Source organism: Rhodococcus artemisiae, from assembly GCF_036327795.1.
In the GTDB taxonomy this organism is placed as follows: domain Bacteria; phylum Actinomycetota; class Actinomycetes; order Mycobacteriales; family Mycobacteriaceae; genus Rhodococcus; species Rhodococcus artemisiae.
This window is the reverse complement of record NZ_JAUTXY010000018.1, coordinates 14222-37071: the sequence shown is the minus strand read 5'-3', so window position 1 is coordinate 37071 and position 22850 is coordinate 14222. Positions and strand designations below refer to the sequence as shown.

The window sequence follows — 22850 nt, the reverse complement described above, 5'->3', positions numbered from 1 at the left end:
CCGCCCGCTCCGTCGCTTCAACCGGGAAACCGTGCCCCACAACGCCTCCCATCGATGCGGCGAGCGCCGTTCGTCACTCCCGGTCACCGATCGCCAAAACGTGACAAAGCCTCATGTTTCCTCCATGCTGTTACCCGGAGGGATCATCCGAAGCAGGGGGCGTTGTCGCACCGGCAACCGCGGGCTTCACGCAGGATCCCTCCGAACCGCCCGACGGCGCCCTGGGGCAGGGGCCCACAGGGCAGGGGACCGACACGCATGCCCGCGTCAACCACGAGGAGCCGACCGATACATGTTCCCAGCCGCGTTATCAACCCGTGACGCGGGACGAGCATTCGGTTAACTTGGCTTCCTCATCGGGGTTGAGCTTCGACGAGCGCGGTACTGCGCACAAACCATGGAGAACGGTGGCAACGAGCATGTTCAAACGGATCGCAGTGGTCAATCGGGGTGAGGCGGCCGTACGCCTCATCCGGGCAGTCCGAGAGCTGAACTCCGAGCACAACTACGACATCACGACGATCGCGCTGCACACCGAGGCCGAGCGACGGGCCATGTTCGTGCGTCAAGCCGACGAAGGTGTCACCCTCCGACCGTCCGCGACGGCCGCGACCCCTTACCTCGACTACGCCGAGCTCGAGCGCGCGTTGACCGAAGCGAAGGCCGACGCGGTGTGGGTCGGGTGGGGCTTCGTCGCCGAGGACCCCACTTTCGCCGACGTGTGTGCCCGGCTGAACATCACCTTCATCGGCCCGTCCTCCGACGCGATGCGTCTCCTCGGCGACAAGGTCGAGGCCAAGCTCCTCGCCGAGAAGGTCGGCGTGCCTGTCGCTCCGTGGTCCGGCGGTCCCGTCGAGAACCGCGCCGATGCACGCCGCCACGCCCAGGCCATCGGCTACCCGCTGATCATCAAGGCCCGTTCGGGCGGCGGCGGACGCGGTATCCGCAAGGTCTATGCCGAGGACGAACTCGAACTCGCCCTCGAGCGCACCCAAGGTGAGGCCGAGCGTTCCTTCGGCGACCCGGTCGTGTTCATCGAGCGTCTCGTCACCGATGCTCGGCACGTCGAGGTGCAGGTCATCGCCGACAACCACGGCAACGTGTGGGCGCCCGGCGTGCGCGACTGCTCCATCCAGCGCAAGAACCAGAAGGTCATCGAGGAATCCGCCTCCCCGCTGCTGACCAAGGAACAGGCCGACGAGCTCCGCAAGGTGTCCGCCGACCTGGTCCGCGCCGCGGGCTACAGCGGTGCGGGCACAGTCGAATACCTGTATCAGCCCGACCTGAAGATCTTCACCTTCCTCGAGGTCAACACCCGTCTGCAGGTCGAGCATCCGATCACCGAGGCGACCACCGGCATCGACCTGGTCAAACTGCAGATCCTCGTGGCCGCCGGCGAGAAGCTCCCCGGCGATTGCCCGCCCGAGTTCGGTCACGCCGTCGAGGCCCGCCTGAACGCCGAGGACGCCGACAACGGGTTCGCTCCCGCACCCGGCACCGTGCAGCTGCTCAAGTTCCCGCTCGGCTCGGGTCTGCGCGTCGACACCGGCATCGCCCAGGGCGACGTGATCCCGCCCGACTACGACTCGATGGTCGCCAAGATCATCGCGTGGGGCCGCGACCGCGACGAGGCGCTCGCCCGTCTTCGCACGGCGCTCCGCGAAACCACCGTCGTCCTCGACGGCGGCACCACCACCAAGTCGTTCCTCCTGGACCTGCTGAACCGTGACGAGGTCATCGACGCCAGCGCCGACACCGGCTGGCTCGACCGCACCGGCGCCGGCACCGCCACCGGACCGACCAAGGTCGCCGATATCGCACTCCTCGCGACCGCGGTCGACGTGTACGACGCCGACGAGGCCCGCGCCCGCGCCGGATTCCTCGCCTCGGCACGCGGCGGACGCCCCCGCGCCGGCCAGACCGGTACTCGCAAGATCGAACTGAGCTACCAGGGCCAGGGTTACGAGCTGCTCGTCGGGCAGATCGGTCCGCACCGATACCGCATCGGCGCCGGCGACTCCGAGCTCGAAGTCGACATCGAGCGCCTCGGCGAATACGAGACGCGGCTGACACTCGACGGAAAGCGCCACAACGTCGTCTCGATCGCCGGACCTGCGCACTTCCTCGTCGAGGTCGACGGCATCAGCCACCAGATCAGCCAGGACGAAGCCGGCGTCGTGCGCACGCCCGCTCCGGCCGTCGTGGTCGCCGTGCCCGTCGCCGTGGGCGACGAGGTCGAGGCCGGTCAGACGCTGGTCGTGCTCGAATCCATGAAGATGGAGACCGCGGTCCGAGCCCCGTTCGCCGGCAAGGTCCGCGAGATCCTCGCAGTCGTCAACGGCCAGGTCGACGCCGGCGCTCCGCTGCTGCGCGTCGATCAGGTTGCCGAGGAGACCACGACCGCAGTGGTCGAGCGGGTGCAGTTCCCCACTGCCGCACCTGCATTGACCGACGATGCCGTCGCCGATGCCCATGCCCGCCTGGTCCGGCTCGGGGCATTGATCACCGGCTACGACGTGTCCGCCGAACGCACCGCAGCGCTGCTCGGCGAGTACGAGCAACTCACCGCGAAGGCCGCGTCCTGCGACCTGGTGCGCGCGGAGCTCGCTCTGCTCACCACGTTCGCCGACGTGTGCGAACTGTCGCGCAACCGTCCGACGCAGGACGAGGAGAACAGCGACGACAAGGTACACAGCCCCCGCGAGTTCTTCCACGGGTATCTGCAGTCGCTCGACGTCGAGGTCGGCGGACTGCCCGAGAGCTTCCGCGGACGTCTTTCGCGCGCCCTGCGTCACTACGACGTCACCGAGCTCGAACGCACACCCGAGCTCGAAGAGGCCGTCTACCGGCTTTTCTGCGCGCAGGAACGCATCGAGGCGCAGATCCCCGTGGTCTCGGCACTCCTAGACCGCTGGCTCGAGCACGGCACCGGCGAGTCCGGTGTGTCGAGCGAACTCAACGAGGTCCTCGACCGTCTCATCGTCGCGACGCAGGTCCGCTTCCCCGTCATCGGTGACACCGCCCGCAATCTGCGGTACCGCTTCTTCGAGGAGCCGGTGATCCGGAAGGCTCGCGAGCAGGTATACGACGGGGTGCGCGGTTCGCTCGCCTACCTCGCCGAGCACGACAGTTCCGCCGACTACGCGGAGCGGATCGAGGCGCTCGTCGCAACTCCGGAACCCCTCATCGATCTTCTCGCGCAGCAGATTTCACGTCCCGAATCGGTTCCCGGACCGCTCCTCGAGGTGATCACGCGGCGCGCATACAAGATCCGCACTCTCGAGGACGTGGAGTCGAACGTTCGCGACGGTCGCCAGTTCGTCACCGGCAACTTCGATCTACGCGGCACCCGGCTGTACCTGATCTCGGCCGAGGCCAAGCATTCCGATCTCGCCGCACTGCTCGCTTCCGTCGAAGACGCCGCGAAGCCGCTGCCGAGCACCGAGAACCTCGTCATCGATCTCTACCTGGCATGGGACGACGCTCCCGGCGACGCCGATGCGCAGGCACAGGCGTTGCAGACCGTGCTGGCCGCGAGGGAGGTCACCGCGACCGCGCGTCGCGTGACGGTCACGGTGTGCCACACCGACAATGCCGAGGAGCACGTCTTCACGTTCCGCCCCTACGAGACGGGATACGCGGAGGAGACCAACATCCGCGACATCCACCCGCTCACCGGCCAGCGTCTCGACCTGTGGCGCCTGAAGAACTTCGATGGCACGCGCCTTCCTGCCAACCCGGACACGTACCTGTATCACATTGTTTCGCAGGACAACCCGTCCGACGAGCGGTTCATCGCCCTCGCCGAGGTGCGGGATCTGACACCGCAGCGCGACGAATCCGGTGCGATCGCGGGCCTACCCGCGTTCGAGCGGGCGCTCGCGAGTTCGCTCGACGGCATGCGGCGGGCGCAGGCGGCCCGCGGCGGTCGGCGTCTCGACGCCAATCGCGTCGTGCTGTTCGTCTGGCCCGTCGTGGACCTGACGTTCGACGAGCTGCGCCGGACCGCCCAGAACGCCGCACCACTCACCGTCGGCGCAGGACTCGAAGAAATCACCGTCATCGGCTGGCTCCGCGACAACCCGGAGCAGCCCGCGCGTGAGGTCGCGTTGCGATTCTCGTACCGCTCGGGAGCCGGTGTGGTCGTGCGTCTCACCGATCCGCCGAAGGAACCCCTCAAGCCGCTCGACGAGTACACCCAGAAGGTGCAGCGCTCCCGCGCCCGCAACACCGTGTACCCGTACGAGCTCATTCCGCTGCTCACCGGCAACGGCGGCAGCTTCGTCGAATACGACTTCGACGAGGCCGGCGAGCTGGTCCCGGTAGACCGCCCGTACGGTCGCAACAAGGCAGGTCTCATCGTCGGTGTCGTGACCACCGCGACCGAGTTGTACCCCGAGGGCATGACCCGTGTCGCGATGTTCGGGGATCCGACCAAGGCGCTCGGTACCGTCGCGGAGGCGGAATGCTCCCGCGTGGTCGCCGCCGTCGACCTCGCCGAAAAGCTCGGTGCCCCCGTCGAATGGTTTGCGCTGTCGTCGGGTGCAACGATCTCGATGGACTCGGGTACCGAGAACATGGACTGGGTGTCGCGTGCACTGCGTCGCATCATCACGTTCACGCAGAACGGCGGCGAGATCAACGTCGTGGTCACGGGCATCAACGTCGGCGCACAGCCGTACTGGAACGCCGAGGCGACGATGCTCATGCACACCAAGGGCATCCTGGTGATGACGCCGGACAGCGCGATGGTGCTCACCGGTAAGCAGTCGCTGGACTACTCCGGTGGTGTGTCTGCCGAGGACAACTTCGGTATCGGTGGCTACGACCGCGTCATGGGCCCCAACGGCCAGGCGCAGTACTGGGCCCCGAACCTGTCTGCCGCGATCGAGGTTCTCTTCGGGCACTACGCCCACGCCTACATCGCTCCGGGCGAACGGTTCCCCCGCAAGGCGGAGTCGAGCGACCCGATCGACCGCGACGTGCGGGTCTACCCGCACGTGCATCCGTCGAGCGACTTCACCACCGTGGGCGACATCTTCTCGTCCGAGACGAACCCGGACCGAAAGAAGCCGTTCGACATCCGCACGGTGATGCGGGCTGTGGTCGACCAGGATCACGCGGTGCTCGAACGCTGGGCCGACATGGCCGACGCCGACACCTCGGTCGTGTTCGATGCACACCTCGGCGGCCATGCGGTCTCCGTCATCGGCATCGAGTCGCGGGCCATCGCTCGCAAGGGCTGGTTCCCGACGGACGGTCCGGACCAGTGGACCTCGGGCACGTTGTTCCCGAAGTCGTCGAAGAAGACTGCGCGCGCGATCAACGCGGCGAGCGGCAACCGTCCGCTCGTGGTGCTGGCGAACCTGTCCGGCTTCGATGGCTCCCCCGAGTCGCTGCGCAATGTGCAGCTCGAGAACGGTGCCGAGATCGGGCGTGCGATCGTCAATTTCGACGGACCCATCGTGTTCGTCGTGGTGTCCCGCTACCACGGCGGCGCGTTCGTCGTGTTCTCCGGAGCACTCAACGAGAACATGGAAGTCCTCGCGGTCGAGGGCTCGTTCGCGTCGGTGCTCGGTGGCGCACCCGCCGCGGCCGTGGTGTTCACCCGCGACGTGAACAAGCGCACAGCGAGCGACTCGCGCATCGTCGAACTCGAAGCCCAGATCGCGGCGGCAGAGGACGGAGAGAAGGCACGTCTCGGTGTCGAACTCGCGTCGCTGCGGACCTCGGTCCGGTCGGAGAAGCTCGGTGAGGTCGCCGCAGAGTTCGAGGCGATCCACAATATCCAGCGCGCTCAGCGGGTCGGGTCGGTCGATGCGATCGTGCCGGCCGCCGAATTGCGTCCGCAGATCATCGCGGCCCTCGAGCGTGGTATTGCGCGAACCCTCGCGTAACCACCCGTAGAACGACCGAAGCCCCGCACCGGAAACCGGTGCGGGGCTTCGTCGTTACGATCTAGTCATCCCAGTCGTCGTGATCGTCCCGGTCGTCATGATCGTCATCGAGGAGGTCGTCGCACCGATCGTCCCACTCGTCGTAGAAGTCCTCGACGAAATCGGGGACCGTGTCGTCCCAGTCGTCGAACCAGGCGTCGCAGGTGTTGGTGTCGATGAACGGGACTCCGGGAGGTGGGGCGCCGGCAAGGCCGGCGGAGCCTGTTCCGTAGGCCGTCGCTGACGCAGTGGTCGGCGTCGTGGACGGGGTGGGTCCGGTCGAGGAAGGATCGGCGATCGTCGAGATCGTGTAGGTCGAGGACGATGCGGTCGGCGCGGCCTCGTTCGAGTCCGAAAGCACGAAACCGGCTGTTCCGGCTGCGGCCGCAGTCGTCAATGCTACGGCTGCCCACCAGGTGCGGCTCAGGGCCATGATCTTGTCTCCTTCACGAGGATGTTCCGTTCGGTGCACCCTTACTCTGGCGATCCACGATGAGTCGTCCATGAGGCGAAGATGACGATTTCTTCATCTCAGTCGAACGTGCGGATCCATTCGACGAGCGCGTGCGCGACTGCGTGCGGAACCTCGGGGATCAGCGCGTGGCCGCTGCCCTCGATGAGAACGGTCGTCACCAGGCCGGGCCCGAATTCGTCGATCAGCTCCGAGCGGGTCTCGGCCGGGCGGAATACGTCGTCACCGGCCTGCACGTCGAGCAGCGGGGACGGCGCTATCGGCCACCACGACTCCTTGTCGGTCGATGCCATGGCAGCGCGCTGGGAGACGATGGCGGCGGGCCACCAGCCCTCGAGCCACACCGATGGGTCGTGGCCCTCGGCGAAGAAGACCTCACGCAGGTGAACGAGGCGTTCGGAGTCCGGTAGCGCCAGGTCGGAGCATTTCGCGACGCGCTCGGTCAATGACGACGGGAAACTACGCGCACCGGCTGCCAGCACGGCAACTCCTCTGACCAGCTCGGGACGGTCCACGGCCAGCACGCGTGCGACGTAGTGACCGAACGCGTGCCCTGCCAGTACTGCGGGGCCTGTGTCGAGCGCCGCGAGGACATCAGCTACATCGCCGGCGAGATCGTGCAGATCCAGCGTGTCGAGCGGACCGGTGCTCGAGCCGACTCCGCGAGGTTGGGGACGCACGGCGCAGAATCCGGCTGCAGCCAGGTCCTGAGCGATCGGCTCGAACTCGTAGGAGTCGCGCCCGAGCGACGGCAGCAGCACCACTGCCGGCCCTGCGCCGTTCACGAGTACTTCAAGTTCTGTTCGCTCGGTTCGAATCATCTGCGTCTGCGTCACGCCGACCATCATCTCAGTCGAATGACTCCGGAACAGCGCGACGATGGGGTCTTTCCCCACACTGCAGACAGTCTTGTGCCCAACATCACAATGGATGCAGCATGAGACACGGCTGGATGCGAAATTCCCCGCGATGACACCGGAAGCCTCATTCGTGGCACCGAGTGCAACCAAATTATGCACTGCATGCCATTCTGGTAGCCACCACACACCCGATCTCTATTATGTTGTGCAGCACTTACTTTCAATCAATCGTTCGATGTAATCAAGATCGTCATCACCTCTCCGCGATTCGACCTGACCCTGAAGTAAGACTGTGCGCCACAGCAATTCCCGGAGCCATACGCGCACACAACAGGTCGCCGCAGCTACGAACAAACAGCATGTTCGTACTCCGGAGTAAGCAACGGATTTTCCCTTAATTCGTTGCACTGCAACATATTACAAACTGATCATGAAATCCTCTGGCTGAATTGCGGCGATACATTGCACATGACAATCACGGGAATGTGCTGCATCATTGAATACGCAGGGAGCTAGCGAGCAGGGGCGCTCGACAATACAACGCGCAGCAGGGGACATCTCTCAATCGCGCACTACTACAAGACCATCGGGCATACGCAGCCCCGAAGGCACGTCGCCGTGCCCGACGCGATCGCCGCCATCAGAGGAGACGACACATGACCAGCACCGCCGAACCCACCACCCAGTCCGTCCAGGGCAACAAGCTTCGTGGACGCGTCGCCTTCGTCACCGGAGGAACACGGGGCATCGGTGCTGCCATCAGCCGCAGCCTGGCCACCCAGGGCGCAACCGTGGCAGCGGGCTACGCACGCAACACTTCGCAGGCCGACCAATTCCTGGCGGAGCTGAAGACCAACGGCCGCGACGACGCGAACTACTCCGTGCACAAGGGTGACGTCGCCAGCGCAGAGGATTGCCGCCGGACCATCGACGAGGTCATCGCCGAGCACGGCCGTATCGACATCCTGATCAACAACGCCGGCATCACCATCGACCGCACGGTGCTGAAGATGGAGGACGACGACTGGGACAAGGTCATCTCCGTCAACCTTTCCGGCGCGTTCTATCTGGCCCAGGCGGCCCTTCGCCACATGCTCGAGCGCGGTACCGGCCGTATCGTCAACGTCTCGTCCGTCATCGGAGAGACCGGCAACATCGGCCAGGCCAACTACGCCGCTTCCAAGGCCGGTCTCTTCGGCCTCACCAAGACTCTCGCCAAGGAAGCCACGTTCCACCTGAGCAGGGCAGGGCTCCTCACTCCGGACAGCATCGGTGTCACCGTCAACACGGTCACCCCGGGATTCGTCGCCACGGAAATGGTCGAGTCCATCCCGGAGAAGGTGCTCGACCGTATCACCGACAGCATCCCCGTGAAGCGCCTTGCCGACCCGCAGGAAATTGCTCGCGTCGTCCACTTCCTCGCAGCCGATGCCTCGTCGTACATCACCGGTCAGGTGTGGGGTGTCAACGGCGGACTCGACATGTGACCGCTCATACCCATTCCAGCCACATTCACTGAACGGTTTCATCTCACATGCAGTCATTCGAGCTCAATCGGCACGGCAAGATCGTCTTTCCTTCGAACTTCTTTCCCGACCTCGATTTCTCAGCGTTCACCAGCGTCGAGCACCTCGACTCGGTGATCCGCCGCGATTTCGACACGAAGGCACCCTCGGTCTCGGAAATCCTCTCGCGCAGCGCTCAGGGAGTCTACAAATCCAAGTTCGAGCTCATGCGCGACATGGCTCTGAGTGGGTTCTGGGCCAATCGGTTTGCACTCACCATGTTCGACAAGACACCGACGCGGTGGGCCGATGTCCCCCGTAACCGCGACGATCTCTACATGCCGACTCTCACGCCGTGGCCCGAAGCGGCCGAGCGCATGGCTTCTGTCCAGGCCGCGTTCCGTGAACTGCCTGCCGCATGGAACGACTCCGCCGAAGACCTCATCTTCGCCCGCCTGTTCAACGTGTTCGGTGCCCGCCGGCACATCGCCGGATCGTTGCCCACCGTCAAGCCGACGGTCGAGCAGCTACTCGCCGACCCGTCCAACATGACGCTCCGGATCGGCAACCACGATCCGAACTACCCGACGTACACGTACGACGAAATCCTGGACAGCAGCGAGGATGTCGCGGAACTGGAGGCCCTCGGCCGGTGGTCGATGGTGCTGCACAACCAACACCCGTACAACCGCAACGACCTACAGGTCGTCAAGGTCTCGGAACTGAAGGACGACGACTACGTGGTCGTCTTCCAGCCGCGCGACCGTGAAGTCCAGCGCTTCATCACCCGTGCCACGTCCGGCAAGACGCGCAAGGGTGTGAGTTATACGAGCCCGGATCCTGTACCTCCGTCGAAGCCCTACCCGGCAATCGACGTCAGCAAGGAGTTCACGATCCGGCCGCGCATCGACGCGATTGCGGTCGCGCACGGCGACACTGTCTGCACCAACGAAGATCTCATCCGGAACACGGCGTACAACTGGTCGCCGATGACCGCTGCGTCCATCGCCGAGAAGACCGGAATCGAACAGCGCCGCTACACTTCCGGCACGTTCGAGGATCTCGCATTGTCGGCAGCGAAACAGGCCGTCGAGCATGCGAAGGTCGGTCCCGAAGACATCGGCGCGGTCATCGTGTGCACGTGCACGAGCGGACGGTTGATCCCGTCGCTCGCCACGTGGATCTCCGGTGAGCTCGGAATTGCGCAGAGCCACGCGTCGTTCGATCTGATCGCTGCGTGCGCGGGCATGCCTTATGGCCTGGCCGAGGCAACGCGGATCATGCAACAGGTCAAGCGACCGGTGCTCGTGGTGTGCGTCGAGAAGTTCTCCGACAAGATCGGCAACGTGCGTCCGTCGCGGATGATCTTCGGCGACGGTGCAGCGGCGATCGTCGTCTCGCCCGCAGACGAATCTGCCGAATCCGACATCGAGTACTTCAACAGCTACGCCAGTGGGCCTACGAGCGAGGTCAATTCGATCATCTGGCCCAACCCGGACTTCGACAACTTCATCACTGTCTACGGTCCCGAGGTCAAGTCGCTCGCCGGTCGCTACCTCGCGCAGATGCTCGACGAGATCAAGGAACTGCCCGCACCGGCCGGTGAGAGCGGGTCGCTGCTCGACAACATCGACCTGATCGTGCCGCACCAGGCGAACAAGACGATGATCATCGAGCTTGCCGCGAACGCCGGACTGTCGGCGGATCGCCTGTATTTCAACATCGAACAGGTCGGCAACGCGTCGTCGGCGAGCATCCCGCTCGCGATACACGACGCCGTCCGCGACGGTGTCATCGACAAGCCGGTTCGGATCTTCGCACCCGGATTCGGTGCCGGTGCAGTCGCGGGGTACACCGTCATGCGTATCGATCCGAAGGTGGTCGTGCCGTTCCATCACGCGGAGCAGCACGCTGAGATCGATCCCACGCATGGGCAGCCGACACCGTCCGATGTGGAGCTTGCGTTCCGCTAGGAGACCATTTTGTGCCGATCGTCCCGTTCGCAACGTTTCGTGCGGACGGGACGATACCCATTTCGAGGCCACATTTTTCGGATGGCCTCGACGATGATTCGAAAGGCACAACCCATGAAGATCCGGCGTCTGACTGCCGCGACCCTGAGCGTTCTGGCTCTGACCGTCGCTGCTCCTGCCACCGCGAACGCGTTCACCCTGGTCGATCTGCTCCCCAAGGGTGTCGCCGATCTGATCCCGAGTGGTTCGTGGAACCCGTTCGCGCCGCCGGCGCCGCCGGCTCCTCCGGCACCGCACGAGGCGCCGGCTCCCCAGCAGCCGGCTCCGGCTCCGGCTCCGGCTCCGCAACAGTCGGCCCCCGCGCCCACGCCGCGGTCGGCGCCGAGTGGCGGATTCAAGAACTGTACCGAGGCATGGAACGCCGGGGCAGCTCCTGTCTACCGTGACGATCCGGGTTACGCACCGCGCCTGGACCGTGACAACGACGGCATCGGCTGCGAGCGGGATCCCCGCTAGCAACCGCACACACGGAGGGGCCCTTCCATCGATCCTGCAGATGAAAGGGCCCCTCCGTCCGTGTGATGTCAGAGCCAGCGCGGAGGCGTCAGCTCTCCCCCCTCGACTCCGACCGCGCCGCGGCCGGCGGCCCAGCGCACTACGGCAGGGAGCGAGCCCTGCACCTTGTGGGTGACCTCGGCGTCTTCCTTCACCGCGACCGGGATGCCGCCGTCGACCTCGAGCGCGATACCCGCGCCGAGTTCCTTCTTGCGCCACATCCCGACGATGTCGTCGAGCAGCGACTCGAGGACGACCGTGGGGAAGTCGCCGAAACGTCCGCCGTTGTCGAGGTCGACGGCGTGGATCCACACCTCGCGGGTGCGCATCCAGGCGGTCTCCTCGGCCGGGACCAGTCGTCCTTGCGCAGTGCGCACCTGCGCCTGCCATGCAGAGTCCGGTAAGTGCCGCCACTTCTCGTCGAGACGGGCAACCGTGTGCGCGAACAGGTTCCGGAGCGCCGCGGGACTCAGTGTGGCACCCTCTGCGATCTCCTCGCCACGCTGCTCGGTCGATGAGTACATCGGTGTCTCGACACCTGTCGCGGCCCAATCCATGAGTCGGCACAGGGCCGCGGCGTTGTACCCGATATGTGCGACGAGGTGCCGGCGGGTCCACCCTTCGAGCAGGGTGGGTCCGTCGAATTCGTCATCGGTCAGGTCCGCGAGCCGCTGCGACAGGTACGACGTTCCGCGTCTGGCGATCAGCAACCGCTCGGAGAGTTCGAGATCGTTGAATCCCACGTTCGGGTTCTCCTACTTGATGATCGTCTTGTTCTTGACGGTGCCGAGGCCCTCGATGGTGACCTCGACGGTCTCGCCGTTCTGGATGTACCGAGCGGGCTTGCGGGCGTGACCGACGCCGCCGGTGGTGCCGGTGATGATGACGTCGCCGGGCTGCAGCGTGACGATGTGCGAGATGTAGTCGACGAGCTTGGCCGGGGTGAACACCAGGTCCTGAGTGTTCGAGGACTGCATGACCTCGCCCTCGAGCACGGTCTCGATCTTGGTGCCGAGCTGGTAGTCGGTGTCGAGGAACGGACCGAAGCCGCTGGTCTTCTCGAACGTCTTGCCCTGGTCCCACTGCAGCGTGCGGTACTGATAGTCGCGCATCGTGTAGTCGTTGATCACCGAGTAGCCGGCGATGTAGTCGGCAGCGTCGCTCTCGCCGACCTGGTAGGCCTGCTTACCGATGACGACGGCCAGCTCGGCTTCCCAGTCGAGCTGCGCACCGGCGTACTCGGGCACGATCACGTCATCGTAGGGACCGGTGAGGGCTTCCTTGAATTTCGAGAACAGGGTCGGGAACTCGGGGAGGTCGCGGCCCATCTCCTTGATGTGCGTCGCGTAGTTCAGGCCGACGCACACGATCTTGCTAGGGCTGGGCACCACAGGTGCGTAGTCGGCGTTCGCGAGGTCGACGGTCTTGCCCGAAGCCTTCTCGGCGACGGATTTCCAGTCTGCATTGTCGAGCAGCGCGGACAGGTCGGCGTAACCGTCGATCACGGTCGCGGCGGAGTCGCTGTCGACCCTCACGGCAGCGGTCGCGCCGTCGAGGCGGAGAGTGGCGAGTCGCATGAGTTTCAGGCTCCTTCGGAGATGATGGTGCGGTTGAAGTGGAGACGCTCCACGATCGGTGCGTCGGAGAAGGCGAACAGGTCGACGCCGTTGTCGGTTTCGAGCGACCACTCGGTCCAGGACGGCACCACGATCATGTCGCCCTTGGTGACGTCGTGGCTCTTGTCTCCGAGATGGAAACGGCCCTCGCCTTCGAACACCTGGAACACGACCGAGCCGACATCGCGGCGCCGACGGGTGTGTGCTCCGGCCCGGAGGCGGTGGAACTCGGCGCGGATCGTCGGCATGACGTCGCCACCGGTGGTGGGATTGGTGTAGCGGATCGCGGCGTGGCCGGGCTCCGGTGTCGCAGCGTAACCCTCGTCCTCGAGTGCCAGCTGCTCGTTCAGTGCGCGGTCGGTGTGGGCCCAGCGGTAGCACGCGATCGGTGAACTCGTCTTGCGGTCGAGTCCGACGAGCGGACGCAGACCGGGATGCACCCACAGACGCTCGGAGCGCGAGAGGTCCGGGGTGCTCTCGTCGGTCACACCGTCGGAGCCGAATTCGAAGAACCCAGTGTCGGTGTAGTGGACGAACGGGATGTCGAGTCCGTCGATCCATGCCATCGGTTGATCGGTCTCGTTGTGGTGGCCGTGGAAGTTCCACCCGGGTGTGAGCAGGAAGTCGCCGCGACGCATCGCGACCGGGTCGCCGTTGACGACGGTCCACACGCCCTCGCCTTCGACGACGAATCGGAAGGCGTTCTGGGAGTGACGGTGCTCGGGGGCCGTCTCCTTCGGTCCGAGGTACTGGATCGCCGCCCACAGGGTGGGGGTGACGTACGGGACGCCGCCGAGGCCGGGGTTGGCCAGCGCGATTGCGCGGCGCTCGCCGCCGCGGCCCACCGGCACGAGATCACCTGCTCGCTGCGCGAGCGGGTACAGCGTCGACCACTTCCACACGAACGGCACCGCCTTGGACGTCGGCGCCATCGGCATGAGGTCGCCGAGCTGTGTCCACAGAGGGTTCAGGTTCTCGGTGGCGAAGTCGTCGTAGAGCTTGCTGAGTTCGGGGTCCATGGGTTCGGGATCCATGGATTCGGTGGCGGTCATCGGTCTCCTCGTCAAACGTGCAGCACATGTCCGGCTTGCCGTCCAACGTATGTCCGGTCAGTCGTCGAGCGGAACTGATTTCTTCTCTCCAGAACTCTTGACGCCGGTCGGTTCGATACTCGCGACATCCACCTGGATGCCGCGGACGGCAGCGTGCATCTGGTTGACCAGCTGCCCGCGCAGATGCGCCCGGTAGCGAGTGACGGGCACCGCGGCGGTGAGCGCCGCAATCGCGTTACCCCTGCCGTTGCGGATCGCCACACCGAGTGCGGCGACTCCTTCCTCGGTGTGTTCGACGTTCACCGCGAACCCCACCTTCCGCGCGGCCTCGAGCTCGTGGACGAAGACCTCGAACTCCCCCACCGCCATCCTCCGATCGGTGGCATAGGCCGGCGAAGGCCCCTGATCGATTCGGGGCTCGTCGGCCGGCCGCAGGTACAACTGCTCCAGAACCGCGCGTGGCTGCTCGGCCAGGAGGATGCGCCCACCCGCTGTGAGCTCGGCCGGAAGTACCTGGCCTTGCCGATCACCCACCCGCAGGATCGATTCGGTCTCCGCGGTCCACAGGAACCGCGCCTGCGACCCGATCCTGATGACGAGGTTGATCGTCTCCCCCGCCAGCGACGCCAGCGCCTCCATGTGCGGCCGGGACAGTTCGGTGAGTTCGCGGGTCCAGCCCTGCCGCGCCGGCCCCACTCCCATCGCCGGCCCGGGGTGGTAGGTCCGCTTCTCGTCCTGCACTGCGAACCCGCGGTAGACCAGCATGGCGAGTAGTCGATGCGCGGTCGACGGTGCCGTCCCGAGTTCTTCCGCGGCTTCCTTCAATCGCAGAGCACCCACATCACGCAGCATCTGGAGTAGGCGAAGCGCATTGTCGACCGACTCCAAGGCATATGTAGGCCGCTCGATCCTGCCCGGCTTTTTCTGCATAGCAGAACTCTATTGCATGGCGGTGCAACGCACTCCCAAGGTGGAAAAATGCACAAGCCCAACGGGGTCGTCTCCTCGACAAGTGACGGCCACATCGTCCTCCCGCGCGGCAACGTCATCGCCGTGATCGTGTGCTGGATGTTCGTCGTCTTCGACGGCTACGACCTCATCGTCTACGGCAACGTCATTTCGAGCCTGCAGGACGAATGGGGCATCAGCTCCTCGACTGCGGGCACCCTCGGGAGCCTCGCGTTCGTCGGCATGATGATCGGCGCGGTCCTCGCCGGACGGCTGTCCGACGCGATCGGACGCAAGCAGGCGGTCATCGGATGCGTCGTCGTGCTGTCGGTATTCACCGCGCTGTGCGCGATCGCACCCGGACCCGCCGTCTTCGGCATCCTCCGCCTGATCGCCGGAATCGGCCTCGGCGGACTCGTCCCGACATCCAATGCGCTTGCGGCCGAACTCGTCCCGAACAAGTGGCGCGCAGCCGTCGCGACCATGATGATGTCGGGTGTACCGATCGGCGGCAGCATCGCCGCGCTCGTCGGCATCCCCGTCATTCCCCACTGGGGTTGGCGACCGATGTTCCTGTTCGCCATCATCCCCCTCGTCGTACTCGTGCCGCTTGCCCTCAGGACCCTTCCGAGCACCACGACGAAGGCCGATCAGAAGGCCGGCGCAAGCGGTTTCAAAGCACTGCTCGGCCCCCAGTTCCGTCTCATCAGCATCATGTTCGCCGCCGTCACCATCGTCACCCTTCTCGCCTGGTACGGACTCGGCACCTGGCTGCCGAAGCTCATGCAGGGTGAGGGCACCGATCTCGGCAGCGCCCTCACCTTCGCGCTCGCCTTGAATCTCGGTGCGGTCGCCGGATCGTTCATCACCGCCTGGGGTGGTGTGCGATACGGATCGGTACCGACCAGTGTCATCGCCGCGGCCATTGCCGGCGTCTCCCTGCTCGCCCTGTTGCTCGATCCTCCGGTCGCCGTCGTCTACCTCATCTTCGTGCTCGCGGGCGTCGGTACACACGGTACGCAGGCACTCATCATCGCCGCAGTTGCGTCGTACTACCCCGACCACCTCCGTGGCACCGCTCTCGGCTGGGCGCTCGGCGTCGGGCGTATCGGCGCGGTCGCGGCTCCGCAGGTCGGTGGCTGGCTTCTGGCTGCGGGGCTCGGCGCCGACTCGAACTTCATCCTGTTCGGTATCAGCGCACTGGTCTCGTCGCTCCTGCTGACCGTGATCTGGAAGAAGTTCCCCACCAGTCATGACGCGGCTCGCGGCCCGGTCATGGCCCACTGATCCGACCTACTCTCGAAAACGAAGGAGCCTCAACTCATGTCCGATCTGAAGGACGCACGGGTCCTCATAGCCGGCGGCGGGATCGGCGGCGTCGCCAATGCCCTGGCCCTCTCCCAGAAGGGCGCCCGGGTCACGCTGTTCGAACGAGCCCCGGAGTTCGGTGAGGTCGGTGCCGGCCTTCAGATCGGCCCACACGGCAGCCGAATCCTCCAGTCACTCGGCGTCTACGACGAGGTGATCTCCAAGGGTGTCCTGCCCAAGAACCTCGTCTTCCGCGACGCCGTGACCTCCGAGATCTTGACCAAGGTCAACCTCGGGCACGACTACCAGCAGCACTACGGCGGCGTGTACTTCGTGGTCCACCGCTCCGACCTGCATTCGGTGCTCGTCGAGGCTGCCCGCAAGGCCGGTGCCGATCTTCGCGTCAGTTCGACCGTGCAGGACGTCATCACCGAGGGCGACACCGTGCGCGTCATCCTCGAGGACGGCTCCGAGCATGTCGGCGACGTCGCGCTCGGAATGGACGGCCTGCACTCGCGCCTGCGACCGAAGCTGCACGACGACAAGCCCGTCGGCTCCGGGTATGTCGCGTTCCGCGGCACCTTCCCGATGAACGAGGTTCCGCTCGAGGAAGAGATCGAGGACGTCGTCGGCTACATCGGTCCGCGCTGTCACTTCATCCAGTACCCGCTGCGCAACGGCGAGATGCTCAACCAGGTAGCCGTCTTCCAGTCGCCCGCGTTCCTGCGCGGTGAGGAGAAGTGGGGCAGCCCGGAGGAGTTGGCACACGCCTACGACCACTGCCACGACTCGGTCAAGGAAGCGTTGAAGTATCTGTGGACCGACCGTTGGTGGCCGATGTTCGACCGCGACCCGGTCGACAACTGGGTCGACGGCCGCATGCTCCTGCTCGGGGACGCCGCACACCCGCCGCTGCAGTACCTGGCGTCGGGCGCGGTCATGGCCCTCGAGGACGCCCGGTGCCTGGCCGACTATGCCGCCGAGGACCTTCGGGGCGACACGAAGAACTGGCCGAAGATCCTGCGCGACGTCAACGCCGAGCGTGCACCGCGCTGCAACCGCATCCTCACAGTCGGCCGCATGTGGGGCGATCTGTGGCATCTCGACGGGGCGGGTCGCGAAGCGCGCAACGAGTTGTTCCGCATCCGCGACACGTCGAGCTACAAATACACCGACTGGCTGTGGGGCTACAGCTCCGACCGCACGCGCTGAGTCCGCGGCTTCTACCGCTGATGGCCGAATGTCACCCCGAGTCAGTCGGACTGACCAGGGGTGACATTCGGTCATCAACCGGCGTTCGCTCCCACACGGTTAGAGTGTCGCCCATGAGTACGCTGCGCGCCGCCGTCGTCGGCGGTGGGATCATCGGCGCCGCCACGGCACGCCGACTCGCGATGCTGGACCACGACGTCACCCTGTTCGAGAAGGAGCCGTCGCTCGCATCGCATCAAACCGGCCACAACAGCGGCGTGGTGCATGCGGGGCTGTACTACACACCGGGGAGCTTGAAGGCGCAACTGTGCCGGCGCGGTGTCGACCTGCTGCAGAAATTCGCCGTCGAGAAGGACATCCCGTACGACGAGTGCGGCAAGCTCGTTGTCGCGCTGGACGAATCCGAGCTCGACCGACTCGACGCGATCGAAGCCCGTGCGACCGCCAACGGCGTCCCGGGCATCAGACGAATCGGTGCCGACGAGATCACGGCGATCGAGCCGCACGCCGTGGGCATCTCCGCGCTGCATTCGCCGCAGACCGCGATCATCGACTACGTCGCGGTCACCCGCGCACTCGCCGACGACGTGACGAATGCGGGTGGCGCTCTACACACCGGCACTCCCGTGACCGGCCTGCACACTGCGGGGCACCAGGTCGTCGTCGAAACCACTTCTGGTACTTGGTCATTCGATCTGGTGATCGCATGCGCGGGGTTGCAGTCCGATCGCCTCGCGCATGCGGCCGGCGACGCCCGCACCCCGCGGATCGTTCCGTTCCTCGGCGACTACCGCTTACTCAAACCCGCGGCCGCCACGAAGGTTCGTGGCCTGATCTATCCGGTGCCGGACCCTCGCTACCCGTTCCTCGGGGTGCATCTGACGAAGCGCATCGACGGAGAAGTCATGGTGGGACCCAACGCATTCCTCTCGCCCGGACGCGAGACCTACGAGGGTATCCGCGGGTCGTGGCGCGACCTGCGCGACGCCGCCGCCTGGCCCGGTTTCTGGAAGTTCGCGACACATAACCTTCCCGCAGCAAGTCGTGAACTGCGCACCGCGATGAGCACTCGTCGTTTCGTGTCCGAGGCCGCGAGATACGTTCCCGGACTGACCGCCGACGATGTGGTCGACGGTCCCCGCGGAATTCGCGCGCAAGCCATGAATGCCGACGGCGGGTTGGAGGACGACTTCGTCATCACCGGACACGGGCCCGTCGTACACCTGCGCAACGCACCCTCGCCCGGTGCCACATCGTCGATGGCGATCGCCGAGCATCTCGTCGACACGGCACTTGAACGGCTCCGCTGACGCTCTCCGGACACACCGACCCGCGCAGGCAGGCATGCTGGGAGGCGGCACTGATTCCGAATACCAAGGAGCACCCGACATGGCACGCATCGCACTCTTCGGCGGACACGGCAAAGTCGCACTGCACCTCGAGCGGCTGCTCACCGACGCCGGCCACGAGACCAGTGCGTTCATTCGCAACCCGGACCACGCCGACGACGTGCGGGCCGCCGGAGGCACGCCGGTGGTGGCCGACGTCGAACAACTCGACATCGCGGCGCTGACCGAACTGTTGCAGGGACATGACGCGGTGGTGTGGTCGGCGGGCGCAGGCGGCGGGAACCCGGCCCGCACCTACGCCGTGGACCGCGACGCGGCGATCTCATCGATGACGGCCGCGCAGGAGGCCGGTGTGCGCCGGTACGTGATGGTCTCGTACTTCGGGGCGCGCCCGGACCACGGCGTGCCCGAGGACAACAGCTTCTACCCCTACGCCGAGGCGAAGGCCGGCGCCGATGCGCATCTGCGCGGCACCGATCTCGAGTGGACGATTCTGGGGCCGAGCGCCCTGACGCTGGATCCGCCGACCGGACGGATCGAGATCGCCGGTCAGGGCGCGCGCGACAAGGGGCAGGTGTCGCGCGCGGATGTCGCTGCCGTCGTCGCTGCGGTGCTCGAACGTCCCGCTACCGCGGGTCGCACCATCGAATTCAACAACGGCGATACCCCGATCGCCGAGGCACTCGACTCCCTGCGCTAGATCACACCGCACCGAGGTGGACGAATGGCACATTCGGCTTCGTGATCAAGCCGAATGTGCCATTCGCTCGGAAGGGGTGGGGTGTCAGGCCTGCGGCGTGAGCTCCTCGACGCGGACCGGGGACGTGTCGGAGGCGGCCGCGATGGCCTCCTCGAACTGACGGTGATCGACCTGGGATCCCAGCATCAGCGCAAGGCGGGTGAGGAACCCCTCCCGATCGTCCTCAGCAACCTGGTCGAGCGCGGTCGACAGACCCAGCCACACGTTCTCGCGACGCTGCTCATCCGCGGTGACCTGCTCGGCCGGACGTGCAGGCAGCGCATCACCGGCAGGTGCGACACCCGCGTGCAGTGCAGCCGCGACCCCGGAGAGCCGCGCGACCGGGACGCGACACAGCAGCAGGCCGTCGGGACGGATGACGAACGCTTCGCCCGCGGTCGCACCGAGCGCGCCCGCGAGGTCGGCGGCGTCGAGGACGGTGACGCCTTCTGCAGCAGCACTGTCGACGGCAAGTGCACGGACACTCTCGGGCGACAGGGCTTCGCCGAGTTCGGTGGCCGCGGTCGCGAGCGCCGCGCTGTCTGCCGCGTCGAGACCGACGCCGAGCACTGCGAAGCCGGTGCCGCGTGCGACGTTGAGAGAACTGTCGGCACCGTCGACGCGCACCTTGCGGTCTTCGACAGGCTCGCCCGGGAGCACACCTTCGACACCGGTCGCCACCGGCCAGGTGAGCGGGGAGAGCCGAGCGTGAGTGGCGCTGGACTGGCGCGGATTGATCAGGTGTCCGAACTCGGGGCGGCCGACCGCAAGGGCGAGAACTGCATCGCGGGTGGTGCGGTAGCCATGGCTGCCCGGGCTCATGATGAGCGTGGACTTGCCGGCGTTGGCGACGTTCTGCTCCCACGCATTGTGGCGCTCGAAGGAGTACGCCTGCAGCAGGGCCTCGTCGGCGTTGCCGTTGATGACGGCGGCGAGCTGCCACGCGAGGGTCTCGGCGTCTTCCATGCCGGAGTTCAGACCGCGCACACCGAAGATCGGGACGAGGTGCGCTGCGTCGCCGGCGAACAGGATGCGGCCGTGTGTGAACTCGTCGAGGGCGAGCGCGCGGGCGCTGTAGAAGCCCTTCCACTCGAGAGTCCACGGCAGATCGTTCTGCAGCCAGTCGAGGTGCTTCGTGATGCGGGCCCGAATGGCGTCTTCCTGGGTCTCGATCTCGGCGTCCTCGGACGGATCGAGCTGATAGTCGATGCGCCAGATGTTGCCGGGCTGCTTGTGCATGATGATCGTCGAGCCCGGGTTGCTCGGCGGGTCGAACCACACCATGCGCTCGGCGGGCAGATCCGACTCCCAGTGGATATCGGCGATGACGTAGCGACCCTCGTAGCTGGTGCCCTGCAGACGCAGACCGGCGAGCTCACGCATGCGGCTGCGGCCGCCGTCGGCAGCGACGACGTAGCGGGCGCGCAGGTGGCGCTTGCCGGCGGCGGTGTCGACCTCGAGGGTGACCTCGTCGTCGCCGCGCAGGATGCCGGCGATGGACGCCTGCCAGTACAGGGTGATGAGGGGGTTCTTCTCGAGGGTGTCGACCATGATCTGCTCGAACTCCGACTGGGAGACGTTGATCATGGGCGGGCGCACGTCGAAGTCACGCAGCGGCATCTCGAAGTGCAGGACCTGCTCGTCGCGGTAGTAGCTGCGGCCACCGACCCACGGGAGGACGATCTTCTCGAGTTCCTTGCCGAATCCGAGGCGACCGGCGGCTTCGAGGCTGTGCCGGGAGATGCAGATCGCGCGGCTACCGAAGGACACCTGATCGGCGGCCTCGATGATGGTGACGGGGATGCCGCGCTGCGCGAGTCCGAGTGCGGTGGCCATGCCGACCGGTCCGGCACCCACGACGACGACGGGAAGCGTCTCGCCGGACGGAGTCATCGAGTCGAATGCCGCTGCGGGGTACTTGGGAGGCTGGTAGTAGGTCGACACGGGTCAGACACCTTCCTGGGAGAGGGACTGCTTCTGCTCGGTGCTCGTGCCGGCGGAGGGCACGCGCAGGAGCAGGATGCTCATGAGACTGATGAGGGCGATCAGCACGAAGTAGCCGGTGATCGACATCGAGGTGCCGGTCGCGGCGAACAGCGACGTCGCGATCATCGGGGCGAGACCACCGCCGAGGATGGCACCGACCTGGTATCCGAGGGACGCGCCGCTGTAGCGGATCTTGGCGGGGAACAGTTCCGCGAAGAGCGCGGATTGCGGTCCGGCGCAGCATCCGAGAGTGAAGCCGAGTGCGACCATCGCCAGCAGCATCACCGGCAGGATCGCGGTGTCCATCAGGGGGAAGAACAGCGCCGCGGCGACGACGAGCGCGGCAGATGCCTTGATGTAGATGTTGCGACGGCCGACGATGTCGGAGCGCCACGCGCTGTAGGCCATGCCGGCCATCCAGAACGGGCAGGATGCGATGAGCAGGCTCAGCATCGCGGTCTTGCTGTAGCCGAGTTCGGATTCGCCGTACTTGAGGACGTAGACCATGTACGCGTACGCGATGCCGTTGGTGGCGATGAACGTGCCACCGGCCAGCAGAACGGTCTTCCAGTGCTTGGTGAGCACCTCGAGGATCGGCATCTTCTCGTCGGCCTCGGCGGGGGCCTCCTTCGTCGCCTTGAATTCTTCGCTCTCTTCGAGTCCGAGGCGGATCCACAGCGCCACGACGACGAGGACCGCCGACATGAGGAATGGCACGCGCCAGCCCCACGAGTTGAAGGCCTCTTCGCTGAGGAACGCGGTGAGTGGCAGGTAGACGAGGTTCGCGATCAGCACACCGGCGGGCACACCCAGCTGAGGCGCTGCGCCGTAGAGGCCGCGTTTGCCGGCGGGGGCGTTCTCGGTGGCGACGAGCACCGCGCCACCCCACTCTCCGCCCACGCCGAGACCCTGGATGAAGCGCAGGGTCACGAGAAGGATGGGGGCGGCGACGCCGATGGCGTCGAAGTTCGGAAGCAGGCCGATGGCGACCGTCGCGAAGCCCATGAGCAGCAGTGAGGTGACGAGCATCGACTTGCGGCCGATCTTGTCACCGAAGTGACCCATGACCACGCCGCCGATGGGGCGGGCGATGAAGCCGACGGCGAGCGTCGCGAAGGCAGCGAGGGTGCCGGCGACATCGGACGAACCGGGGAAGAACTGAGGTCCGAGTACGAGCGCTGCAGCAGTGCCGTAGATGAAGAAGTCGTACCACTCGATTGCGGTACCGACGAAGCTGCCCAGCGCGGCTTTGCGCGCGGCTTCGGCCGACGCCTGCGGAGGCGAGTCAAGGACGGTCATGATTACTGGTGCCCTTCGGCGAGATGTAACAGGGGTGCAT

16 protein-coding genes are annotated in these 22850 nt (G+C 65.9%); 8 read left to right on the top strand and 8 right to left on the bottom strand.

What is annotated here, in order from left to right; all coding sequences use genetic code 11:
• Nucleotides 1-419: 419 nt before the first annotated feature.
• Nucleotides 420-5897: an ATP-binding protein gene (locus tag Q7514_RS28295; RefSeq protein ID WP_330136678.1), complete on the top strand. Its 5478-nt coding sequence runs from the start codon at nt 420-422 to the stop codon at nt 5895-5897.
• 61 nt (nt 5898-5958) lie between these two features.
• Here the strand turns inward: Q7514_RS28295 and Q7514_RS28290 are convergent, their stop codons facing one another.
• Entirely contained in the window at nt 5959-6369 is a 411-nt protein-coding gene (locus Q7514_RS28290; protein ID WP_330136586.1) for a hypothetical protein, read from the bottom strand.
• A gap of 98 nt (nt 6370-6467) precedes the next feature.
• A complete protein-coding gene (locus Q7514_RS28285) occupies nt 6468-7253 on the bottom strand; it encodes an alpha/beta fold hydrolase (protein WP_330136677.1) in 786 nt (261 codons plus the stop codon).
• Between the two features lie 671 nt (nt 7254-7924).
• On the opposite strand from Q7514_RS28285, the gene Q7514_RS28280 reads away from it, so the two are divergent.
• The 3 genes from Q7514_RS28280 to Q7514_RS28270 all read left to right on the top strand — a co-directional run bounded on the left by Q7514_RS28280 (nt 7925) and on the right by Q7514_RS28270 (nt 11262).
• Nucleotides 7925-8755, top strand: coding sequence for a beta-ketoacyl-ACP reductase (locus Q7514_RS28280; RefSeq protein ID WP_330136585.1), 831 nt, complete (start codon nt 7925-7927; stop codon nt 8753-8755).
• A 47-nt stretch (nt 8756-8802) separates the two neighbouring features.
• Nucleotides 8803-10746 carry a ketoacyl-ACP synthase III gene (locus Q7514_RS28275; RefSeq protein ID WP_330136584.1) on the top strand — a complete coding sequence of 648 codons (1944 nt, stop codon included), beginning with the start codon at nt 8803-8805 and terminating at the stop codon, nt 10744-10746.
• 114 nt (nt 10747-10860) lie between these two features.
• Entirely contained in the window at nt 10861-11262 is a 402-nt protein-coding gene (locus Q7514_RS28270) for an excalibur calcium-binding domain-containing protein (protein WP_330136583.1), read from the top strand.
• 68 nt (nt 11263-11330) lie between these two features.
• On the opposite strand, the gene Q7514_RS28265 is transcribed toward Q7514_RS28270, so the two are convergent.
• Genes Q7514_RS28265 through Q7514_RS28250 form a run of 4 tightly spaced genes read right to left on the bottom strand, consistent with a single transcriptional unit; the run spans nt 11331 to nt 14899 of the window.
• A complete protein-coding gene (locus tag Q7514_RS28265; RefSeq protein WP_330136582.1) occupies nt 11331-12044 on the bottom strand; it encodes a maleylpyruvate isomerase family mycothiol-dependent enzyme in 714 nt (237 codons plus the stop codon).
• 12 nt (nt 12045-12056) lie between these two features.
• Entirely contained in the window at nt 12057-12878 is an 822-nt protein-coding gene (locus tag Q7514_RS28260) for a fumarylacetoacetate hydrolase family protein (protein ID WP_330136581.1), read from the bottom strand.
• Nucleotides 12879-12883: 5 nt separating this feature from the next.
• Nucleotides 12884-13969 carry a cupin domain-containing protein gene (locus Q7514_RS28255; protein ID WP_330136580.1) on the bottom strand — a complete coding sequence of 362 codons (1086 nt, stop codon included), beginning with the start codon at nt 13967-13969 and terminating at the stop codon, nt 12884-12886.
• Nucleotides 13970-14026: 57 nt separating this feature from the next.
• The gene (locus Q7514_RS28250) at nt 14027-14899 is read right to left on the bottom strand and encodes an IclR family transcriptional regulator (RefSeq protein WP_330136579.1); all 873 of its coding nucleotides are present in this window, start codon (nt 14897-14899) and stop codon (nt 14027-14029) included.
• Nucleotides 14900-14947: 48 nt separating this feature from the next.
• Here Q7514_RS28250 and Q7514_RS28245 point away from each other — a divergent pair, with 48 nt between their 5' ends.
• The 4 genes from Q7514_RS28245 to Q7514_RS28230 all read left to right on the top strand — a co-directional run bounded on the left by Q7514_RS28245 (nt 14948) and on the right by Q7514_RS28230 (nt 19486).
• A complete protein-coding gene (locus Q7514_RS28245) occupies nt 14948-16204 on the top strand; it encodes an MFS transporter (RefSeq protein ID WP_408016205.1) in 1257 nt (418 codons plus the stop codon).
• A 36-nt stretch (nt 16205-16240) separates the two neighbouring features.
• Complete coding sequence (locus Q7514_RS28240; RefSeq protein ID WP_330136578.1) at nt 16241-17437, top strand: FAD-dependent monooxygenase; 1197 nt, start codon at nt 16241-16243, stop codon at nt 17435-17437.
• A 113-nt stretch (nt 17438-17550) separates the two neighbouring features.
• A complete protein-coding gene (gene lhgO, locus Q7514_RS28235) occupies nt 17551-18747 on the top strand; it encodes an L-2-hydroxyglutarate oxidase (RefSeq protein ID WP_330136577.1) in 1197 nt (398 codons plus the stop codon).
• Between the two features lie 79 nt (nt 18748-18826).
• Entirely contained in the window at nt 18827-19486 is a 660-nt protein-coding gene (locus Q7514_RS28230) for an SDR family oxidoreductase (protein WP_330136576.1), read from the top strand.
• 84 nt (nt 19487-19570) lie between these two features.
• Here the strand turns inward: Q7514_RS28230 and Q7514_RS28225 are convergent, their stop codons facing one another.
• Nucleotides 19571-21469, bottom strand: a complete 1899-nt coding sequence (locus tag Q7514_RS28225; RefSeq protein WP_330136575.1) for an FAD-dependent oxidoreductase — start codon at nt 21467-21469, stop codon at nt 19571-19573.
• Nucleotides 21470-21472: 3 nt separating this feature from the next.
• Nucleotides 21473-22810: an MFS transporter gene (locus Q7514_RS28220; protein WP_330136574.1), complete on the bottom strand. Its 1338-nt coding sequence runs from the start codon at nt 22808-22810 to the stop codon at nt 21473-21475.
• Nucleotides 22811-22850 lie beyond the last annotated feature (40 nt).